Source organism: Caballeronia sp. LZ016, from assembly GCF_031450805.1.
Classification (GTDB): Bacteria; Pseudomonadota; Gammaproteobacteria; order Burkholderiales; family Burkholderiaceae; genus Caballeronia.
In genome coordinates this window covers 520380-538646 of record NZ_JARTVY010000002.1, presented here as the reverse complement: position 1 = coordinate 538646, position 18267 = coordinate 520380, and the positions used below count along the sequence as shown (strand labels likewise).

Genomic DNA, 18267 nt, shown 5'->3' with positions numbered 1-18267 from the left:
GCATGCACGGCGCAAGCCGCCATTTTCTTTTCGATGATGACCATTAGCGCGACCCGGCGCCATCTTGCAGTCGGCATCGGTTGCAGGCGAGGCGCGAGCGCAGACGCCATCGAGCATGCCGTACGCACGGCGCTCGACGAAGCCGCGCTTTCATTCGATGAAATCGCCTTGGCCGCAAGCATCGACGCTAAAGAATGCGAAGCTGGCCTGCTGGCGTTTTGCGAGCGTCATCGTTTGGCTTTGCATTTTTTTAACGCGGAAGAAATTGCTATAGCGCCGGTGAATTACTCTCGCCAAGCCGCCAGGCACATGAATGTCGACGGCGTGTGCGAGCCTTGCGCCATATTGGCGAGCGGCGGCGGACGGCTCGCACTCGGAAAGACCATCGTCGGCGGCGTGACCGTCGCGATCGCAATGAAGAACGCGCCATCAGACAAGAACGCCCCATGAAAACCGACACCGAATCGCATTTGCGGATGACGCAGCGTCGCAAGGAAGGCCATGAAAAGAAGCAGGCCGCCGCCGATCACGAGAAGGGCCTGTTGATCGTGAATACCGGCAATGGCAAGGGCAAGACCACAGCCGCGTTCGGCATGGCGGTGCGCGTGCTCGGCCACGGCATGAAGCTCGGCGTCGTGCAGTTCATCAAGGGCGCGTTGCATACGTCCGAACGGGATTTTCTCGGCGCGGCAGCGAACTGCGATTTCGTCACGATGGGCGATGGCTATACGTGGAACACCCAGAATCGCGAAGCCGATATGGCGACCGCGCGCAAGGGATGGAACGAAGCGCGCCGCATGATCGAAAGCGGTGAATATCAGATGGTTGTGCTGGATGAACTCAACACCGTGCTCAAGTACGAGTATCTTCCGCTCGATGAAGTGCTCGATGCTCTGAAGGGCCGACCCGCGATGCTTCATGTGGTCGTAACAGGCCGTCATGCGCCGGAGGCGCTCGTCGACATTGCCGATCTCGTCACCGAAATGCGGCTCGTGAAGCATCCATACCGTGAGCAAGGCGTCAAAGCGCAACGGGGCGTCGAATTCTGATGGCGCGCTGCCCTGCACTTTTCATCGGCGCAAGCGCCTCGCATCAGGGCAAGACCACCGTGACGGCTGCGCTTGCCCGTCATCATGCGCGGCAAGGCCGGCGCGTGCGCGTCTTCAAGACGGGGCCTGATTTTCTCGATCCGATGATTCTCGAACGGGCATGCGGTTCGCCCGTTTATTCGCTGCATCTGTCGATGGTCGGCCTCGATGCATGCCGCGCGATGCTTGCACAAGCGGCGCGTGAAGCCGATCTTATTCTTATCGAAGGCGTGATGGGCCTGTTTGATGGCACGCCCAGCAGCGCCGATCTTGCCGCCGCGTTCAACGTGCCCGTGCTGGCCGTGATCGGCGCACATGGCATGGCGCAGACTTTCGGCGCGGTGGCGCTCGGGCTTGCGCGTTATCGCACGGATGTGCCGTTTCATGGCGTGCTCGCCAATCGCGTGGCATCGGCGCGTCATGCGCAAATGTTGTCGGAAGCCATTCCCGAAGGACTGCACTATTGCGGGCATCTTTCCAACGCCGAAGACATCGGGCTGCCTGAGCGTCATCTCGGCCTGACGCAGGCGCAGGAAATCGCGAACCTCGATGCGCGCCTCGACCGCGCTGCCGATGCCATCGCATCAACGGCGCTTCGCGATCTGCCACCGCATGTGGCGTTCGAAGATGCGACGCTTGCGGCGCCGCCGCGTTTGCTCGAAGGCATACGCATCGCGATTGCGCGCGATACCGCGTTTTCTTTCGTCTATCCGGCGAACATCGACTTGCTGATCGCGATGGGCGCGACTGTCGTCACGTTTTCGCCGCTCGCCGACGAACCCTTGCCCGCCGATACCGATGCGCTCTATCTTCCCGGCGGCTACCCCGAACTGCACGCAGCCGCGCTGGCATCGAATGCACGCACGCAAGCATCGATCAGGGAACACGTCGCGCGCGAGCGCCCCGTCTTGGCGGAATGCGGCGGCATGCTTTATCTGCTCGACACGCTAACTGATATCGATGGCAAGCAGCACGCGATGCTCGGCTTGCTGCCCGGCGATGCTTCCATGCAGCGGCGCCTATCGCGCCTTGCGATGCAGCGTCTCGACACCGCACACGGCGCACTCACCGGCCATACGTTCCACTACTCCACGCTCGATACCGCGATGCAGCCGCAACTCATCGCGGCACACGCAACGACGGGCGCGACGGGCGAAGCGGTATATCGGCACGGCCGCATCACGGCAACTTACATGCACGCTTATTGGCCGTCGAACCCGGCGGCAACCGCCGCGATTTTTCGCGGCGAAACACTATGACGACGACATTGGACCTCGCATTCACGATCGAACGCGCGAAAGCGCAAGAACCCATTGGTTCGCCTTGCACCGGCGTATGCAAAATCGATCCCGCACACGGACTGTGCGCGGGATGCTTCAGAAGCCGCGAAGAAATCAAAGCCTTCAGAGCAATGGACGATGCCGCGAAACTGGCGCTTCTCGACGAATTGCCCAACAGACGTGCATCGATGTCGGCGTGAGAATCTCTCAGGCCGCAGCCATTCTTCGCAGCGCGGGACGTTCCAGTTCACGCGCGGCAAGTGCGCCGAAGACCAGACCGAGCGCCGTCCAGATGATCGCCTGAATGCCGATAGCGGCAAGCCGGAAATTCCATAGCAGCGATGCGGAGAAACCGGCGGGTACTTCATCGACGCGAGGAAGGACGAATTGCGCAAGCACCATCAACGCGATATATGCAGCACCGGCGATGACCGTCGCGTTCCAGTTGCCCTGACTCTTATGCAGGCGCCTTTGCAGCCACACCGCGAATACCGCCGCTGCAATGGAGATCGCTAGCATGCCGAAGAACAATGCAGTGCGCGCCCCAATGGTTTCCGGATTGCCGACGGCGGGCGGATTCGGCGGATACATCAGAAACGGCGTGATAGTCACGCTCACGAAACCGAACGTCGCAAGCAATGCCGCCAAGCCGCGCGCGTGAAAAGCGCCGAGCCGCCCGTAGGCCACCGCAAAGACAAGCGAGAAAATGCCGCCGAGCGCCGTGGCGAATACCGCGATGCCGGTCAGCAAACCCAGGCCTGCCTGAGTCTCTCGGCTAACGATTTCTTCGCCGCCTTCGTGTTCATGTGCATGCGCCGCGCTTTCATGCCCTTCATGCCCTTCATGCGCGTGCTCGTGCTGTGCTTCGAAAGCGATGGCCCGCTCGACCGATGCTTCACCGACCGTCTTTGCAAAGGCGAAGCCGAGCAGGCCCGCGACGAGTCCCGCGATCATGCCGCGTATCAACAGACTGCGAATCATGGTGCGTCCTCAGTGGCACGGAAAGCCAAGCAAATGCCGGCCGTCGTGAACGAACTCGTGGACGTAGGTGCCCGACAGAATCGATGTGGCGCCCTGCTCGGCACCGACGAAGTAAATGGCGATCAGCAGAATGAGGCCGATAAACACGGCCCAGGGCAGGACTTCGCGCACCGGAATGGGAGCAGGCGCATCGATAGCCGGCAGAGAAGGGGCAGCGGAACAGGCCGTTGCGTTGGAAGCGTTCATTGATGGTTTCTCCAGGGAAAAGCGCGTCCCGATAGACGAAGAGCATGCAGCGGGGTCTGACTCGCGGCTGTCGGTTGAGACAAGCCGCTTACAGTGGCGCGACCGTGCCGGGCTTGCACCGGCTTCCTCGCATTGCAAGCTTGCCATTCTATGACGATTGCCGGCAAAGTAAAGCAACCATCTCAAGAGCCATTCATTCACGTGAACGTGATTCTGCTTTGCCACGCCGCTACGCACGCCATGAAAGCCGCGCGCTTTCCGACTGGCGACGAACCCGCCGAGCATGACCAACTCATGCATTTGCAATTTCCTCGCGGCTATCCTGTCATGTCGAGTCCCGCCGCCGCGGCGCGTCAGACCGCTGCATGGATCACGAGTCAGTTCACGACCGACCCCGCCTTCGACGACATCGACTATGGGCGTTGGCGCGGCCATGCCGTTCGCGAGATCGCCCAGCAGGAACCGGAAAACGTCGCCGCATGGTTATCGGATGTGAATGCGCGTTCGCATGGCGGCGAGAGCATCGCCGTGCTGGCCGAACGCGTCGGGCAGGCGCTCGAGCGTATCGCCAACGATGCGTCGCATGAATGCTGTGTCGTGGTCACGCATGCAATCGTCGTCAAGGCGGCGCTTGCGCTCGTGCGTGGGGAACCGTTAGCGTCATTGCTAAAGATGGATCTGATGCCGTTGTCGTCGATATGGCTCGACTACGATGCAGCGCAAGGTACTTGGTCCACGCGAAACTTCGATGCCAGCGTGAGGCTCAAACGCATCGACAGCGCGTGACGCTGCCGCACACTCAAGGAGACTCACATGGCGCACTACGTTGACGGTTTCGTCGTACCCGTGCCAATCCAAAAGATTGATGCATATCGGGCCATGGCCGAGGAAGCCGGGAAAATCTGGCTCGAATATGGCGCGCTGCAGTTCGTCGAAACCATCGCCGATGACGTCAAAGCAGGCGAAGTGACCTCGTTCCCCCAAAGCGTCCAGCTAAAGGAAGGCGAAACGGTTGCGTTCTCGTGGATACTCTACGACTCGCGAGAGCAACGCGATGCGGTCAATGAGAAAGTTATGAACGACCCTCGCCTGAAGGCCATGATGGAGAACGCCGAGCCGCCGTTCGACCCGAAGCGCATGTTCTTCGGGGGATTCAAGACGCTCGTCGAACTGGGAAGTGCCTAGAACTCGCTTAGCGCAATTCGCAAAGGACAAGCATCGAAATGTTTATCGCCATGAATCGCTTCAAGATCGTCCCGGGCGCAGAAGCCGACTTCGAACGCCTTTGGACCAGCCGTGACTCTTACCTGAACGAAGTGCCCGGCTTTGTGGAGTTTCATCTGCTGAAAGGCCCGGGCAAGGACGACCATGTACTCTATTCGAGCCATACGGTCTGGGCGAATCGTGCGGCGTTCGAAGACTGGACGCGTTCAGACGCGTTCCGCGCCGCGCATCGCAACGCAGGCGGCGAAACCCGGCAGCTTTACTTGGGCCATCCGGAATTCGAGGGCTTCGAAGTCATTCAGACGATCCGCTGACACGCGCGTTTTACACGCTCATGAAAAAACGCACTAAGTCAGCCGCGAATTAGCTTAAGCCTTGGCGCCGCGCGCCATGCGCTGCAACGTCGAGGAATCGATCGCGGCAGCGCAGATGCGCACGGCTTCTTTCAATGTCCTGGGCCGTCCTTCGCCGAATTGCGATTCGAGCATGGCGACGGCCCTCACTCGCTCGTCGTTCCCTAGCTTCTCGCCTGTCGCAAGCTCCAGTACGGAAATAAAGTAAGCGGCGGGCGGAGTTGCGCGTCCTGCTGGATTGCGGTGCCCTCCGCCGACAACATGCGTCTCGCCGCTTTGGTCGCGGTGGCCATCAAACGCAGTCCGGCGCACGGCCGGCCATGCCGCCCATTCGGTGTCGTTTCGACTAGTCATTGATCTGATCTTCGCTGAAGTGCGGTGCGCCTCGAGCGCATCGCCATTAGTAAATCAGACAGCAAAGAACGTTCCACACCGTTTATGCGTCAGGCTTTTGATCCGACAGAACCGCCCTCGCCACGCGGCATGCAGCAAGATCCCAGGCTGCGCATCCGACTGATTTGAAAACCACGGGACGCCCCGACGCATTGCGCGCACTGAGCGCCGATGAAAGCGGAGTCACAGCGTTCCAGTCGACGCCCGCCAAAATGTAGTCGCCTGCTTCATGGCGGGCACCCGCCAAGTCATCGACATAAAGCTCGCTCGCATGAATGACGGACGACGCGATTTCCGCCGCGTCCGAAGTAAATGCGCCAACACCGATGACAAGGCGAGCCGGGTTCGCCGGCTGCCCGTAGACCGGCGTCTTGCTCGTGGTCGCGGTAATCACGACATCGACCGCATCGGGAACAGAGCCGTGCTCGACCGGCTCCATGTTCGCGCACAGGCCCGCGTTCTCCTCGAAGAACACGCCGGCGCGACCCGGCCGCGAGCCGAGAATATGGATGCGTGCTTCGGGATAAAGGCTTGCAAGCGCCTCGACATGATGCAAGGCCTGCTTGCCGGTACCGATCACGAGCACGGCGCGAGGCGCATGAACGGCAAGCGTGCGTATTGCAAGCATGGATACCGCGGCAGTGCGGCGGCCTGTGACGGTCGGACCATCCAGCATGAATTGCAGCGCGCCCGTCCTGGCATCGAATGCGCTGACCTGGCCGTGTATCGTCGGCAAGCCCAAAGCGCCATTGCCGGCACATACGTTGACGAGCTTATGCATTGCGATATCGGCGGCGGTCGCGGGCATCGACAACATCACGCCGCCGTGGGCAAGCGGCACGACCATGCGCTCGGGACTGAGGATACGCCCCGCCGCGTAGTCGAGCATGGTCGCGGCAAGCGTGTCGACGAGGCGATCGTAAGGCAATAGGCGCGCGGTTTGCATTGCATCGAACGTATCGGTCATCGTGATCGCCTCTGTGAGTTTTAGCGCCAAGCGCCCGGACATTCTAACGGCGCACGAACGCGTGTCAGAAAGCGCGAGCGTTTCTACAATGAACGAATCGTTGCGGCGTCATGTGGCTGCAACGAGACGCGGTCATAATCGGCGGTCCCGCGCCGCGTTCAGCAACGACCGCGCGATCCAAACGCATTCCGGAGCCCGACATGACCATGACGGACAAGCAGCGCCGTTTTCACGCCGATCTGATCGACAGCTACGACGAAGAATTCGAAATGGAGATCGACGACCGTTTGCTGGACGGTGAAGCAGCGTTCTCCGATGAAGAACGAGCGATTCGCAAGACGTATTTCCGCGAACTCTTTCGCCTGCAAGGCAAACTCGTGAAGCTGCAGGATTGGGTCGTGCACACGGGGCACAGGCTCGTCGTGATATTCGAGGGACGCGACGCAGCCGGCAAGGGCGGCGCGATCAAGCGCATCACGCAGCGGCTCAATCCGCGCGTATGCCGCGTGGCCGCCCTGCCCGCGCCGAACAATCGCGAACGCACGCAGTGGTATTTCCAGCGCTACGTGTCGCATCTACCCGCTGGCGGCGAGATCGTCTTGTTCGATCGCAGCTGGTACAACCGCGCGGGCGTCGAACGCGTGATGCACTTCTGCACCGACGACGAATACGAGGAGTTCTTTCGCTCCGTGCCCGAGTTCGAGAAGATGCTGGTGCGCAGCGGCATCCAGATCATCAAGTACTGGTTTTCGATTACCGATGACGAACAGGAAGTGCGCTTTCAGGCGCGCATCGAAGACCCGCTCAAGCAATGGAAGCTGAGTCCGATGGACCTTGAAAGCCGTCGCCGATGGGAAGCGTACACGGCCGCCAAGGAAGTCATGCTGCAGCGCTCGCATATACCGGAAGCGCCGTGGTGGGTGGTGCAGGCCGTCGACAAGAAGCGCGCGCGCCTGAACTGCATTCATCACCTGTTGAGCCAGGTGCCTTATCACGAGATCGAGCATTCTTCGATACAACTGCCGGAACGCGTATTCAATCCCGATTATTTGCGCCAGCCCGTACCACAGGAAATGTACGTTCCCGAAGTCTATTAATGAGCCTTAGCAGCAGTGACGGCAGCCGATACGTTCGATCGCCTGCCCGCGCTGGCGATGCACCGCCTGACGCGCGACGAACTGATAAGCGTGCTGCGAACCCTTTAGCAGCATCACGAACATGACTTGCGCGAGATTGAAGTCGAGCGTGACCATGAGCCGCATGAGCACTAGCAGAGGCAGCACGACGGCGGGTTGATAGATTTGTCTGGCGATCAAGGCTTTCATTGGCGGCTCCCATTCCCATGACTTCGATTCTATGGATAGGAGCGATGGCGATAAATGGCCCGCAAGTGAAGACATATGTTCCTTCACGCGAACAATCGACGCCTCGAAAAAAAAAGCCCCGCGTCAAGCGGGGCCAAACACCGGCATCAGTTCTTTGCGAGACTCGATTCGGGAACCGGCGTGGGCATCGCATCGCCCCATCCGCCGCCGAGCGCGCGTATCAGGTTCACCGTCGATACGGCCTGCGTTCCCGCAAGCTGAACCGCCGCCCGCTGCGATTGCAATACGGTGCGCTCGGCGTCGATCACATCGAGGTAATTCACTGCGCCTTCGGTGTACTGCTTGCGCGAAAGCTGCGCGGCGCGCACCGATGCGTTGACCGCATCGGCCTGCGTCGTGGTCTGCGTTTCGAGGATGCGCAAGTCCGACAAGTTGTCTTCCACTTCGCGGAACGCAACGAGCACTTGCTGACGATAATTCGCCACGTCCTCTTCATAGACGGCGCGCGCATTCGCGAGATTGCCCTTGCGACGGCCGCCATCGAAGATGGGCAGATTGAGCATTGTGCCCGCGAACGGCCCGAGCAGGAACGTGCGGCTCGACCAGTTGAAGAGATCGCCGAGCGTTGCGGATTCGAAGCCGCCCGATCCCGTCAACGTCAAGGACGGAAAGAACGCCGCCTTGGCTACGCCGATGCGCGCATTCGCTGCGGCCATCGCCCGCTCCGCTGCCGCGATATCCGGACGACGTTCGAGCAGCGACGAAGGCAGGCCGGGCGGCAAGCGCACCGTTACCGGCTTGAGCGGATTGGCCGCCATCGTGAATTGCGCGGGCGTCTTGCCGAGCAGCACCGCAAGACCATGTTCCGATGCCGCGCGCAAGCGTTGCACCGTCATCGCATCGGAACGGGCGGTGGCCAGTTCGGACCGTGCGCGCGCGACATCGAGTTCGCTGATGTCGCCCTCCGCGAAACGTCGCTGCACGAGCTTCAGTGCTTCTTCGCGCAAGGTCACGGTCCGCGTGAATACATCGGCTTCCGCATCCAGCTCGCGCAGATTGAAGTAGTTCTGCGCGACATCGGCCTGCAACGCGAGCTGCACCGAACGGAACAGCGCTTCGCTTTGCTGCGTGTCGGCGCTGGCCGCCTGCACCGAGTTCGATACGCGACCGAACAAATCGACTTCATACGACACGCTCGCCTGCGCGCGCCATAACGTCTGCGCAGGAACATTCGCGTTGGGCGGCAGAAATTGCGAGGCCGGCGAGAACTTCTCGCGTGTCGGACCGAAGCCGGCATCGAGCGTCGGAAAAAGCCCTGCACGCGCCGTCTGGTTGATTGCTCGCGCTTCCTTCACGCGGGCCGCCGCAGCCTTCAGGTTCTGGTTGGCCTCTTGCGCCTGACGTTCCAGATCGTTGAGCGTGGCGTCGTCGAACACGGTCCACCACTCGCCGCGCAGCATCTCTTCCGAGGGCTGCGCAGTCTTCCACGTACCCGCTTCCGACGGCGACAGCGTCGGCGTTTCCTTATACGCGGCCGGTGCGTTCACATCCGGCTTCTCATAGGTCGGCGCAAGCGAGCACCCTGCAACCAAAAGCAGCGACGCCATCAAAGCGGGCAAGCCCGACCATCGTTTCATTAGCGACTTATTCATCTTCCACCTCATTGCGCTTCGTACGAAGCACCGATACCGCGCATCTGCGGATGCGTGCCATGCTTGTCCGTCACGTGTTCCGTGCGGCTCAGCTTGCGCAGGATCACGTAGAACACCGGCGTCAGCATGAGACCGAAGAGGGTCACGCCCAGCATGCCGAAGAACACGGCGACACCCATTGCGTGACGCATCTCCGAACCCGCGCCCGACGACAATACGAGCGGCACCACGCCCATGATGAAGGCGATCGATGTCATCAGAATCGGACGCAGACGCAGGCGGCTCGCTTCGATCGCAGCCTGCACGATCGACCGTCCCTGCATTTCCAGCTCGCGTGCGAACTCCACGATGAGAATTGCGTTCTTCGCCGACAAGCCCACGAGCACCATCAAGCCGATCTGCGTGAAGATGTTGTTGTCGCCATCCGTGAGCCATACGCCGACGAGTGCGGACAGAATGCTCATCGGCACGATGAGGATCACCGCGAGCGGCAACGTCAGGCTTTCATACAGCGCAGCGAGCACGAGGAACACGAGCAGCACGCTGATCGGGAACACCCACAGCGCAGCATTGCCCGCGAGGATCTGCTGATACGTGAGGTCCGTCCATTCGAACTTGATTCCGCGCGGCAGCACTTCAGCCGCAATGCGTTCCGCAGCCGCCTGTGCCTGGCCGGACGAATAACCCGGCGCGGGACCACCGTTGATATCGGCCGCGGTGTAGCCGTTGTAGCGCACCACCATTTCCGGGCCATACGTCGGCGATACCTTCACGAGCGATGAAAGCGGCACCATGTCCCCGTTCGCGTTACGCGTCTTCAGCAAGCCGATGTCTTCGGGGTTCGCACGGAACGGCGCATCGGCCTGCACGCGCACCTGATACACGCGCCCGAAGCGGTTGAAGTCGTTGACATAGAGCGAGCCGAGATAGACCTGCATCGTGTCGAAGACATCCGTCACCGAGACGCCCAGTTGCTTGGCTTTCACGCGATCCAGATCCACGTTCAGTTGCGGCACGTTGATCTGATAGCTCGAGAACGTGGGTCCGAGTTCCGGCGTCTGCGATGCGCGCTTGATGAAGGCTTGCGTGGCATCGGCGAGCGCCGCATAGCCGAGCGCGCCGCGATCTTCGAGTTGCATCTTGAAGCCGCCGAGCGTGCCGAGGCCGAGCACCGGCGGCGGAGGAAACACGGCGATGAACGAACCCTTGATACCCGCATACTTCTGATTCAACGCTCCGGCAATTGCATTGGCGGACAGGGACTTGTCATGCACCCGGTCCTTGAACGGCTTGAGCGTGACGAAGACGATGCCTGCGCTCGATGAGTTCGTGAAGCCGTTCACCGACAGGCCCGGAAACTCCACTGCGCTTTCCACGCCCGGCTGCTTCAGCGCGATGTCGCTCATCTGGCGAATCACGCCTTCCGTGCGATCCAGCGATGCGCCATTCGGCAACTGCGCGAAGCTGATCAGATACTCCTTGTCCTGCGCGGGCACGAAGCCGCCGGGCACGATCTTGCCCATCAGCACCGCACCGCCGAGCAGCACCGCATACACGACCATCATCATCGCCTTGCGGTTGATGACGTTCGCCACGCCCTTGCCGTAGGCATCCGATCCGCGATGAAACACCTTGTTGAAGCGGCGGAAGAAGCCGCCGAACACGCGATCCATTCCACGCGTGAGCCAGTCCTTCGGCTCGTCGTGGCCCTTCAGCAGAAGCGCGGCGAGCGCCGGCGACAGCGTCAGCGAGTTGAACGCGGAGATCACCGTCGAGATCGCAATGGTCATCGCGAACTGCTTGTAGAACTGCCCCGTCAGACCGGACATGAACGCGAGCGGCACGAACACGGCAACCAGTGTCAACGCAATGGCGATGATCGGCCCGCTCACTTCGCGCATTGCCTGATACGTCGCATCTCTCGCCGATAAGCCTGCTTCGATGTTCCGCTCGACGTTCTCGACGACGACGATCGCATCGTCGACCACGATACCGATTGCGAGCACCATGCCGAACAGCGACAGCGCGTTGATCGAGAAGCCGAACGCAAGCAACAGCGAGAACGTCCCCACGATCGAAACAGGCACGGCAAGCAGCGGGATGATGGAGGCACGCCAGGTCTGCAGGAACACGATCACCACCAGCACGACGAGCGCGATGGCCTCGATGAGCGTGTGAATCACCGCTTCGATACTGGAGCGCACGAATTGCGTCGGGTCATACACGATCTGATATTCGAGGCCCGCGGGCATGTCGGCCTGCAGTTCCTTCATCGTCTTGCGCACTTCATCGGAAATCTGCAGTGAGTTCGCGCCCGGTTGCTGATTGATCGCGATTGCCACAGCCGACTTGTTGTCGAGCAGCGAGCGCAGGCCGTATTCGGATGCTGCAAGCTCGACGCGCGCGACATCGCTCAGATGCGTGACCGCGCCATCGGGCGACGTCTTCAGCACGATGTCGCGAAACTCCGACTCGTTCTGCAAGCGGCCGCGCGCATTCACGTTCAGTTGCAGCGGCACGTTGGGCAGCGTCGGAGAACCGCCGATCACGCCCGCCGCAACCTGCACGTTCTGCTCGCGAATCGCGTTGACGACATCGGTTGCCGTCATGCCGCGCTGCGCGACCTTTTGCGGATCGAGCCAGACGCGCATCGAATAATCGCCCGAGCCCCACAACTGCACTTCGCCCACGCCGGCGATACGTTCGAGCCGGTCCTTGACGTTGATGAGCGCGTAATTGCGCAGATACGTCATGTCGTAACGGCCGTTCGGCGAGTTCAGGTGAACGACCATCGTAAGTGTGGGCGATGACTTGATCGTCGTCACGCCGAGACGCTGCACGTCCTGCGGCAAGCGCGGCAGCGCCTGATTCACGCGGTTCTGCACGAGCTGCGTGTTCTTGTCGGGATCGGTGCCGAGCTTGAACGTCACAGTCGTCGTGAGGTTGCCGTCGCTGTTCGCCTGCGATTGCATGTACAGCATGTCCTCGACGCCGTTGATCTGCTCTTCGAGCGGCGAAGCCACGGTCTCCGCGATCACCTTCGGATTCGCGCCGGGATACTGCGCATGCACGACGACCGATGGCGGCACGACTTCCGGATACTCGGAGATCGGCAGCTTGAACATGGCGATGATGCCCGCCAGCAGCACGACCACCGATAACACGCCCGCAAAGATCGGGCGGTCGATGAAGAATTTGGATATGTTCATGACGAGTTCTTTCCGTTGGCGATCACGCGCTTCACTGCGCCGATGCGGTCTTTACGACGGGCGCATCGCCGCTGTTGTTCATCGCGACGCCGTTGGCTTTCACCACGTCGTTCGGACGCACGCGCTGCAATCCGTTCACGACGATGCGTTCGCCCGGTTCCAGTCCCTTCGTGATGACGCGCAGGCCGTCGTGCGTCTGACCGAGCGTGACTTCGCGATACTGCACGCGGTTGTCCTTGTCGACGACCATCACGTACTTCTTGTCCTGATCGGTGCCGATGGCGGCATCGTCGACGAGCACGGCCGGATGAGGCGTGCCGCCGCCGACCTTGATGCGCGCATAGAGGCCGGGCACGAGCGAGCCGTCCGGATTGTTGAAGCGTGCCCGCACGCGGATCGTGCCGGATGTCGTGTCGAGGCGGTTATCGACCGAATCGACGACGCCTTCGCGCGAGTAGCCGTCTTCGTTGGCAAGCCCGAGCGACACCGGCACCGTGCTGCCCGCGTCGCGGCCGAGATAGCGCAGATACGTTTGTTCGTCGACATCGAATGAGGCATAGATCGGCGATACCGACACGAGCGTCGTCAGCAACGGCGCATTGCCACCCGTCGATACGATATTGCCTACCGTGAGTTCCGCGCGCGACACGCGCCCCGAAACGGGCGCGGTGATGCGCGTGTAGGCAAGATTGATCTTCGCGGTCTCTACCGCCGCTTGTGCGGCCTTCAGGTTGGCGACGGCTTCGCGAGCGGCGTTCTGCTTCTCGTCGTAATCGCGCCTGGCGATGGCGTTATCGGCAAGCAGACGCTCGGCGCGCGCGGCGTCCGTCGATGTATAGCCGTTGCGCGCCTGCGCTGCGGCGAGTTGCGCTTGCGCGCGATCCACTTCGGCTTCGTAGGGACGCGGATCGATCGTGAAGAGCGGATCGCCCTTCTTCACGAGCGCGCCGTCCCTGAAATGCACCGCGACGATCGTGCCGGGCACGAGCGGGCGAATATCGACGTGATTCACCGCTTCGAGCCTGCCGGAATAGCTTTGCCAATCGGTGATGGTCTTCGAAATGACGGTCGCGACATCCACTTCGGTGGCAGTCGGGCTATGCGCTGCGGCTTTGGCTTCGTTGATCGCCGCGTCGCCGTGGCCGCGCCAGGCGGTATAGCCGCCCGCGCCTGCGATGACCAACGCAGCGCCTAGCGCGGCGTAGATGCGTTTTCGAGTGAAGAACATGATGAAAGGCTCCGGTTGCGTTGAGATTGTTTTTTTATGGTGCTGAGCTAGCGCTTATTTGGTGCGCGCCAGCCGTTTCCTGAAGAATGCGACGACATCGGCCAATGCATCGGGATGTGCCGCAAGCGCGTGATGCGATGCCTTGCAATGCCGCGTGACTTCAGTAGGTACGCCCGCGGAAATGAGTTCCGCTGCGTATTTTTCGGCTTCGATATGCAAGAGGTCGTGCTCCGCGCTCGCAATCAATGCAGGAGGCAAGCCAGCAAGACGACGCGACTCGAGCGGCGCCGCATAAGGATGCAAACGTTGCGACGGGTTGGGCAGATACGCGCGATAACAGCGCGCGCATTCGCTCAGTTCGAGATCGGGGCACAGCACCTTGCGTTCATCGGCGACGCGCGTCATGCTCGGATCGAGCAGCGGCGCCAGAAGCACTTGCGCGGACATGCGGATGTCGCCGCGATCCCGTGCGATGGCGGCCACACAGGTCGCGAGATTGCCGCCCGCATCGTGCCCCGCCACGCCCACGCGCTGCGGGTCGGCCCGTTGCGCGCGCGCATGGGCCACGGCCCATTGCGCCGCGCGATAGGCATCTTCAGGCGCTGCAGGAAACGGATACTGCGGCGCGAGCGAATAGCCGACCGACACGACCCATGCGGGCGTATCGCGTGCGATGGTCGCGGCGGCGGTGTCGGCGTCGTCGAGTGTCCCGCTTGTAAAACCACCGCCATGAAAATAGAGGACGATGGGCAGGACCGTGCCGCCCGAGGCGGGGCGATAGCTGCGCAGCATGATGGGCTGCACATGGCCCGCAATGCGCACCTCTTCGATGCACAGTCTCGGTCCTTGCTCCAAATCCAGCAGTGATGCCATGGTTATTTCCGTGCACGGCCCTGCTTGCAAGGCCGTCACGCATAAGTTGCGATGGTGCGAATTCTGGAGTCCCCGCCTTTTTTAATAAATGCCTATAATCCGGCAACACAATTCGGTCGCCCCGAACAATCATCGCTTAAGCTCCCGGCGATTTTCTTAGCCAGCCGCTTAATTCCCTGCCTCTATAAGCTTCGAAGGTACGAACATGGATCGGCTACAAGCAATGCAGGTCTTTACTCGCGTCGTCGACACCAACAGCTTTTCGCGTGCAGCGGATACGCTGAATCTGCCGCGTGCATCGGTCACGACGATCATTCAAAACCTCGAAGCCTTCCTCAATGTGCGGCTGCTTCAGCGGACCACGCGCCGGCTCAATCTCACGCCCGACGGCGCCGCCTATTACGAGCGATGCGTGCGCATCCTCGCGGACATCGAGGAAGCCGAGAGTACGTTCTCGAACAACGGCAAGGGACCGCATGGCAAATTGCGCGTGGATATGCCGGGCGCAATCGGGCGGCTCATCGTCATGCCTCAGCTATGCGATTTCCACACGCGCTATCCGGACATCGAATTGATGATGGGCTTCGGCGACAAGCCGGTCGATCTCATTCAGGAAGGCGTGGATTGCGTGATCCGCGTCGGCACGCTGCAGGATTCGAGTCTGGTTGCACGGCGCATCGGCGTGTTTCAGGGCGTCACGGTGGCGAGCGCTCAATATCTGGAACGCAACGGTACGCCGAAGACGCTCGACGATCTGCAGAACCATACGGCCGTCAATTACTTCTCGAGCCGCACGGGCCGCATCATGGACATGGATTTCGTCGTGGACGGCGAGACCATCGAAGTGAAGATGCGCGGCATGATCGCGGTGAACGATGCCGAAGCGTATCTGAGCTGCGGGCTCAAGGGCGTGGGCATCGTCCAGGTGCCGCGTTTCATGGCGCTGCCGTATCTGCGTTCGGGCGAACTCGTCGAACTGCTGCCGCAATGGAGTCCGATGCCGATGCCCATTTCAGCGGTATATCCGCATAACCGGCATCTGTCGCCGAAGGTGCGCGTGTTCGTCGACTGGGTCGCGGAACTGTTCGAACGATGCCCGCTGCTGCAAGGCCAGAAGGAAGCGGAAGAGCGTTGCCTGCCGACGAGCACCGCATCGCCGATGGTTGTTCGTCACGGCACGCCCGAAGTGGCGGGCACCGCGGACGTCGTGGTCTAAGCGTCAAGATTATTCGCCGCAATCGATAAATCTATTCGCCAATCGGCCATTTATCCGCCGCACCGACGCGACTACATTTCGTCCTGCCACGGCGCATCGTTATCGTTCATCGACACGATGCGCCGTATCCCGATGGATCGAATGGAGTCGCACCATGAAACGCTATCTGCTTACGAGCCTCTCGCTCGCCGCTGTTTCCGCCGTGATTTCGAGCACCGCTTTTGCGGAAGGCGGTCAGGGAATTGGCCGCGCGGGAACGTATCTCACGCCCGCGCAAACCACGGCAAACGCAAGCGAAGCGCCTAAAACACGGGCGCAAGTGCGCGCCGAACTCGCCGCTGCCTATTCGAACGGCTCTTTGCCGGCGCTCAATCGCAATACCTATCCTTCCCGAAGCATGTGGGGCGATGCCGTCGCCGCACAAGCCGAAGCGCGCAACCGTGCGATCGTCGATTACGCCAACGGCGCGCCGGCGCAAACGGATCTGAGCTCACGCTGATTCGTTCGCCACCCTAACTATTAAAAGGCCAGCATCATGTTCGATATCGACACCACGCTCGATCAATTCTCCCTGCTCGATGATTTTTCGACCGACGCGCCTGTGTGGCGTCCCTTCTCACCGGCTCAAGCGCAAGAGCACCTGGACGCGGAAGAAGTCTAGGACGCCGCCCCCACCGCACTCAAAGCCCGCTCGATCACGCCCGCCAGCTTCGCGAAGGCGGGCGCGATTTCAGCGTGCGGCACACACGCATAGCCCAGCATCAATCCTTTGCGCGCGTCTTCCTGATTCATGTAGTAGTGAGCGAGCGGGCGGGTCACGACGCCGCTCGCAAACGCATCGTCGGTAATGGCGCGATCGCTCGCGTGGGCGGGCAATTCGAGCACGAAATGCAAGCCCGCTTCGTCGCCGCGCACGGCGAGGGTTTCGCCGAAATGCGCGCGGACTGCGTCGATGAGCAACTGGCGCCGCTCGTCGTAAAGGCCGCGCATGCGCCGCACATGCGACGTCAGATGCCCATCCAGAATGAATTCCGTCAGCACGGCTTGCTGCATCAACTGGCCTTCGCGGTATAGCTCCGCGACACCGGTGCGGAACGTATCGACGAGATTTTCCGGCACGACCATATAGCCCATGCGCAAGCCGGGGAACATCATCTTGCCGAGACTGCCGACATAGATGACCTGCCCCGCGTCGTCGAGGCCCTGCAGCGACGAGAGCGGCCGGGTGCGATAACGAAACTCGCTGTCGTAATCGTCCTCGATGATCCACACGCCATGCTGCCGCGCGAATTCGAGCAGCGCACGGCGCCTCGCGAGACTCATCACCATGCCGAGCGGATACTGATGCGACGGCGTCACGAGCGCGATGCTTGGCGGCGCGGCCATGTCGCGCGCACCGGGGTTCAGACCTTCGTCATCCACCGGCACGGGCACGAGCGTCAGCCCCGACGCCTGCAGCACGCTGCGCACGCCCCAGTAGCACGGCTCCTCGACCCACGCGCGATCGCCGCTATCAGTCAGAAGACGCACGGCGAGATCGATCGATTGGTGAATGCCCGTCGTGATGATGATCTGATCCGGCGTGCATTTCACCGAGCGTGCGACGCGCAGATAGTCCGACAACGCGCGCCGCAGCGGCCGATACCCGCCGCCCGGCGCATACGTGAGCAGTTCCGGGCTCGCGCGCTTCCAGAGCCGCGACTGCAGGCGGCTCCAGGTCTGCGACGGAAATTCGGCCACGTCCGGCACGCCCGGCATGAACGCGCCCCACTGCTTCGGCGCGACGCCCGCGTGCGCAATCAGCCGCGCGCCCCGCTTCGAAATGATGCATGGCTTGCGCGGCGCTTCGTCCGCCGGCTCCTGCTTCTTGCGCACGGCCGCACGGTCGTTCGGGGCGGTGTCGGCGACGTAGGTGCCGCTGCCGGTCGTCGACGTGACGTAGCCCTCCGCCGTCAACTGCTCGTACACGTGCAGCACCGTATTGCGCGCGATGCCGAGATCGCCCGCGAGCATGCGCGAGCTCGGCAGCTTCGCGCCCGACGCGAGCTGACCGGTCAAAATGGCCTGCTGCATCGATTCGAGCAACTGCCGGTAAATCGGCACGTCGCGCGCGCGATCGAGCCGCGCATTCAGCCAGTCGGCAAGGAGGATCGTGTTCACGCCGTTTCCCCGGAACGGGAGGCCACGCCGGAAGTGGCTCCCCGGTGAATATTGAAATGGTTCCCCATTGTA

Annotated in this window: 21 protein-coding genes and 1 riboswitch; of the genes, 11 read left to right on the top strand and 10 right to left on the bottom strand. The window is 61.5% G+C overall.

Annotated features, from left to right (window positions below):
• The first annotated feature begins 33 nt into the window (after positions 1-33).
• From P9220_RS15895 to P9220_RS15880, 4 genes are read left to right on the top strand one after another with little or no spacing between them, the layout of a single operon-like run.
• Positions 34-450, top strand: coding sequence for a cobalamin biosynthesis protein (locus P9220_RS15895; protein ID WP_309765965.1), 417 nt, complete (start codon positions 34-36; stop codon positions 448-450).
• A complete protein-coding gene (cobO, locus tag P9220_RS15890) occupies positions 447-1049 on the top strand; it encodes a cob(I)yrinic acid a,c-diamide adenosyltransferase (protein ID WP_309765964.1) in 603 nt (200 codons plus the stop codon). The genes P9220_RS15895 and cobO overlap by 4 nt, the downstream gene beginning before the upstream one ends.
• Complete coding sequence (locus P9220_RS15885) at positions 1049-2347, top strand: cobyrinate a,c-diamide synthase (protein ID WP_309765963.1); 1299 nt, start codon at positions 1049-1051, stop codon at positions 2345-2347. Before cobO ends, P9220_RS15885 begins: the two co-directional genes overlap by 1 nt.
• Positions 2344-2568, top strand: coding sequence for a DUF1289 domain-containing protein (locus tag P9220_RS15880; protein WP_309765962.1), 225 nt, complete (start codon positions 2344-2346; stop codon positions 2566-2568). The genes P9220_RS15885 and P9220_RS15880 overlap by 4 nt, the downstream gene beginning before the upstream one ends.
• Before the next feature lie 7 nt (positions 2569-2575).
• Here the strand turns inward: P9220_RS15880 and P9220_RS15875 are convergent, their stop codons facing one another.
• Entirely contained in the window at positions 2576-3349 is a 774-nt protein-coding gene (locus tag P9220_RS15875) for a CbtA family protein (protein WP_309765961.1), read from the bottom strand.
• A gap of 9 nt (positions 3350-3358) precedes the next feature.
• A complete protein-coding gene (locus tag P9220_RS15870; RefSeq protein ID WP_309765960.1) occupies positions 3359-3595 on the bottom strand; it encodes a CbtB-domain containing protein in 237 nt (78 codons plus the stop codon).
• A gap of 54 nt (positions 3596-3649) precedes the next feature.
• Positions 3650-3722: riboswitch (cobalamin riboswitch) on the bottom strand.
• 74 nt (positions 3723-3796) lie between these two features.
• On the opposite strand from P9220_RS15870, the gene P9220_RS15865 reads away from it, so the two are divergent.
• Genes P9220_RS15865 through P9220_RS15855 form a run of 3 tightly spaced genes read left to right on the top strand, consistent with a single transcriptional unit; the run spans position 3797 to position 5133 of the window.
• A complete protein-coding gene (locus P9220_RS15865) occupies positions 3797-4381 on the top strand; it encodes a histidine phosphatase family protein (protein ID WP_309765959.1) in 585 nt (194 codons plus the stop codon).
• A gap of 27 nt (positions 4382-4408) precedes the next feature.
• Positions 4409-4780: a DUF1428 domain-containing protein gene (locus P9220_RS15860; RefSeq protein WP_309765958.1), complete on the top strand. Its 372-nt coding sequence runs from the start codon at positions 4409-4411 to the stop codon at positions 4778-4780.
• Positions 4781-4818: 38 nt separating this feature from the next.
• Entirely contained in the window at positions 4819-5133 is a 315-nt protein-coding gene (locus tag P9220_RS15855; protein ID WP_309765957.1) for an antibiotic biosynthesis monooxygenase, read from the top strand.
• Positions 5134-5187: 54 nt separating this feature from the next.
• Here P9220_RS15855 and P9220_RS15850 read toward each other — a convergent pair whose 3' ends face one another.
• Both P9220_RS15850 and lhpI read right to left on the bottom strand, forming a co-directional pair.
• Positions 5188-5526, bottom strand: a complete 339-nt coding sequence (locus P9220_RS15850) for a hypothetical protein (RefSeq protein ID WP_309765956.1) — start codon at positions 5524-5526, stop codon at positions 5188-5190.
• 82 nt (positions 5527-5608) lie between these two features.
• On the bottom strand, positions 5609-6532 hold the full coding sequence (gene lhpI, locus P9220_RS15845; protein ID WP_309765955.1) for a bifunctional Delta(1)-pyrroline-2-carboxylate/Delta(1)-piperideine-2-carboxylate reductase: 924 nt from the start codon (positions 6530-6532) through the stop codon (positions 5609-5611).
• 200 nt (positions 6533-6732) lie between these two features.
• Between lhpI and ppk2 the strand changes: the two genes are divergently transcribed.
• The gene (gene ppk2, locus P9220_RS15840; protein ID WP_309765953.1) at positions 6733-7629 is read left to right on the top strand and encodes a polyphosphate kinase 2; all 897 of its coding nucleotides are present in this window, start codon (positions 6733-6735) and stop codon (positions 7627-7629) included.
• 6 nt (positions 7630-7635) lie between these two features.
• Here the strand turns inward: ppk2 and P9220_RS15835 are convergent, their stop codons facing one another.
• From P9220_RS15835 to P9220_RS15815, 5 genes are all read right to left on the bottom strand, one after another.
• Positions 7636-7857: a hypothetical protein gene (locus P9220_RS15835; RefSeq protein ID WP_309765952.1), complete on the bottom strand. Its 222-nt coding sequence runs from the start codon at positions 7855-7857 to the stop codon at positions 7636-7638.
• A gap of 146 nt (positions 7858-8003) precedes the next feature.
• Positions 8004-9509 (bottom strand): efflux transporter outer membrane subunit, encoded by a 1506-nt coding sequence (locus P9220_RS15830; protein ID WP_309765950.1) that lies wholly within the window; start codon positions 9507-9509, stop codon positions 8004-8006.
• 8 nt (positions 9510-9517) lie between these two features.
• Positions 9518-12718, bottom strand: coding sequence for an efflux RND transporter permease subunit (locus tag P9220_RS15825; protein ID WP_309765949.1), 3201 nt, complete (start codon positions 12716-12718; stop codon positions 9518-9520).
• Positions 12719-12749: 31 nt separating this feature from the next.
• Positions 12750-13946, bottom strand: coding sequence for an efflux RND transporter periplasmic adaptor subunit (locus tag P9220_RS15820; RefSeq protein ID WP_309765948.1), 1197 nt, complete (start codon positions 13944-13946; stop codon positions 12750-12752).
• A 54-nt stretch (positions 13947-14000) separates the two neighbouring features.
• Positions 14001-14819 carry an alpha/beta hydrolase gene (locus tag P9220_RS15815; RefSeq protein ID WP_309765947.1) on the bottom strand — a complete coding sequence of 273 codons (819 nt, stop codon included), beginning with the start codon at positions 14817-14819 and terminating at the stop codon, positions 14001-14003.
• A gap of 205 nt (positions 14820-15024) precedes the next feature.
• On the opposite strand from P9220_RS15815, the gene P9220_RS15810 reads away from it, so the two are divergent.
• From P9220_RS15810 to P9220_RS15800, 3 genes are all read left to right on the top strand, one after another.
• Positions 15025-16035, top strand: coding sequence for a LysR family transcriptional regulator (locus P9220_RS15810; RefSeq protein WP_404989553.1), 1011 nt, complete (start codon positions 15025-15027; stop codon positions 16033-16035).
• A gap of 154 nt (positions 16036-16189) precedes the next feature.
• Positions 16190-16534 (top strand): DUF4148 domain-containing protein, encoded by a 345-nt coding sequence (locus P9220_RS15805; protein WP_309765946.1) that lies wholly within the window; start codon positions 16190-16192, stop codon positions 16532-16534.
• A 36-nt stretch (positions 16535-16570) separates the two neighbouring features.
• Positions 16571-16696 (top strand): hypothetical protein, encoded by a 126-nt coding sequence (locus tag P9220_RS15800; protein ID WP_309765944.1) that lies wholly within the window; start codon positions 16571-16573, stop codon positions 16694-16696.
• Here P9220_RS15800 and P9220_RS15795 read toward each other — a convergent pair.
• Entirely contained in the window at positions 16693-18195 is a 1503-nt protein-coding gene (locus P9220_RS15795; protein ID WP_309765942.1) for a PLP-dependent aminotransferase family protein, read from the bottom strand. The genes P9220_RS15800 and P9220_RS15795 overlap by 4 nt on opposite strands.
• Positions 18196-18267 lie beyond the last annotated feature (72 nt).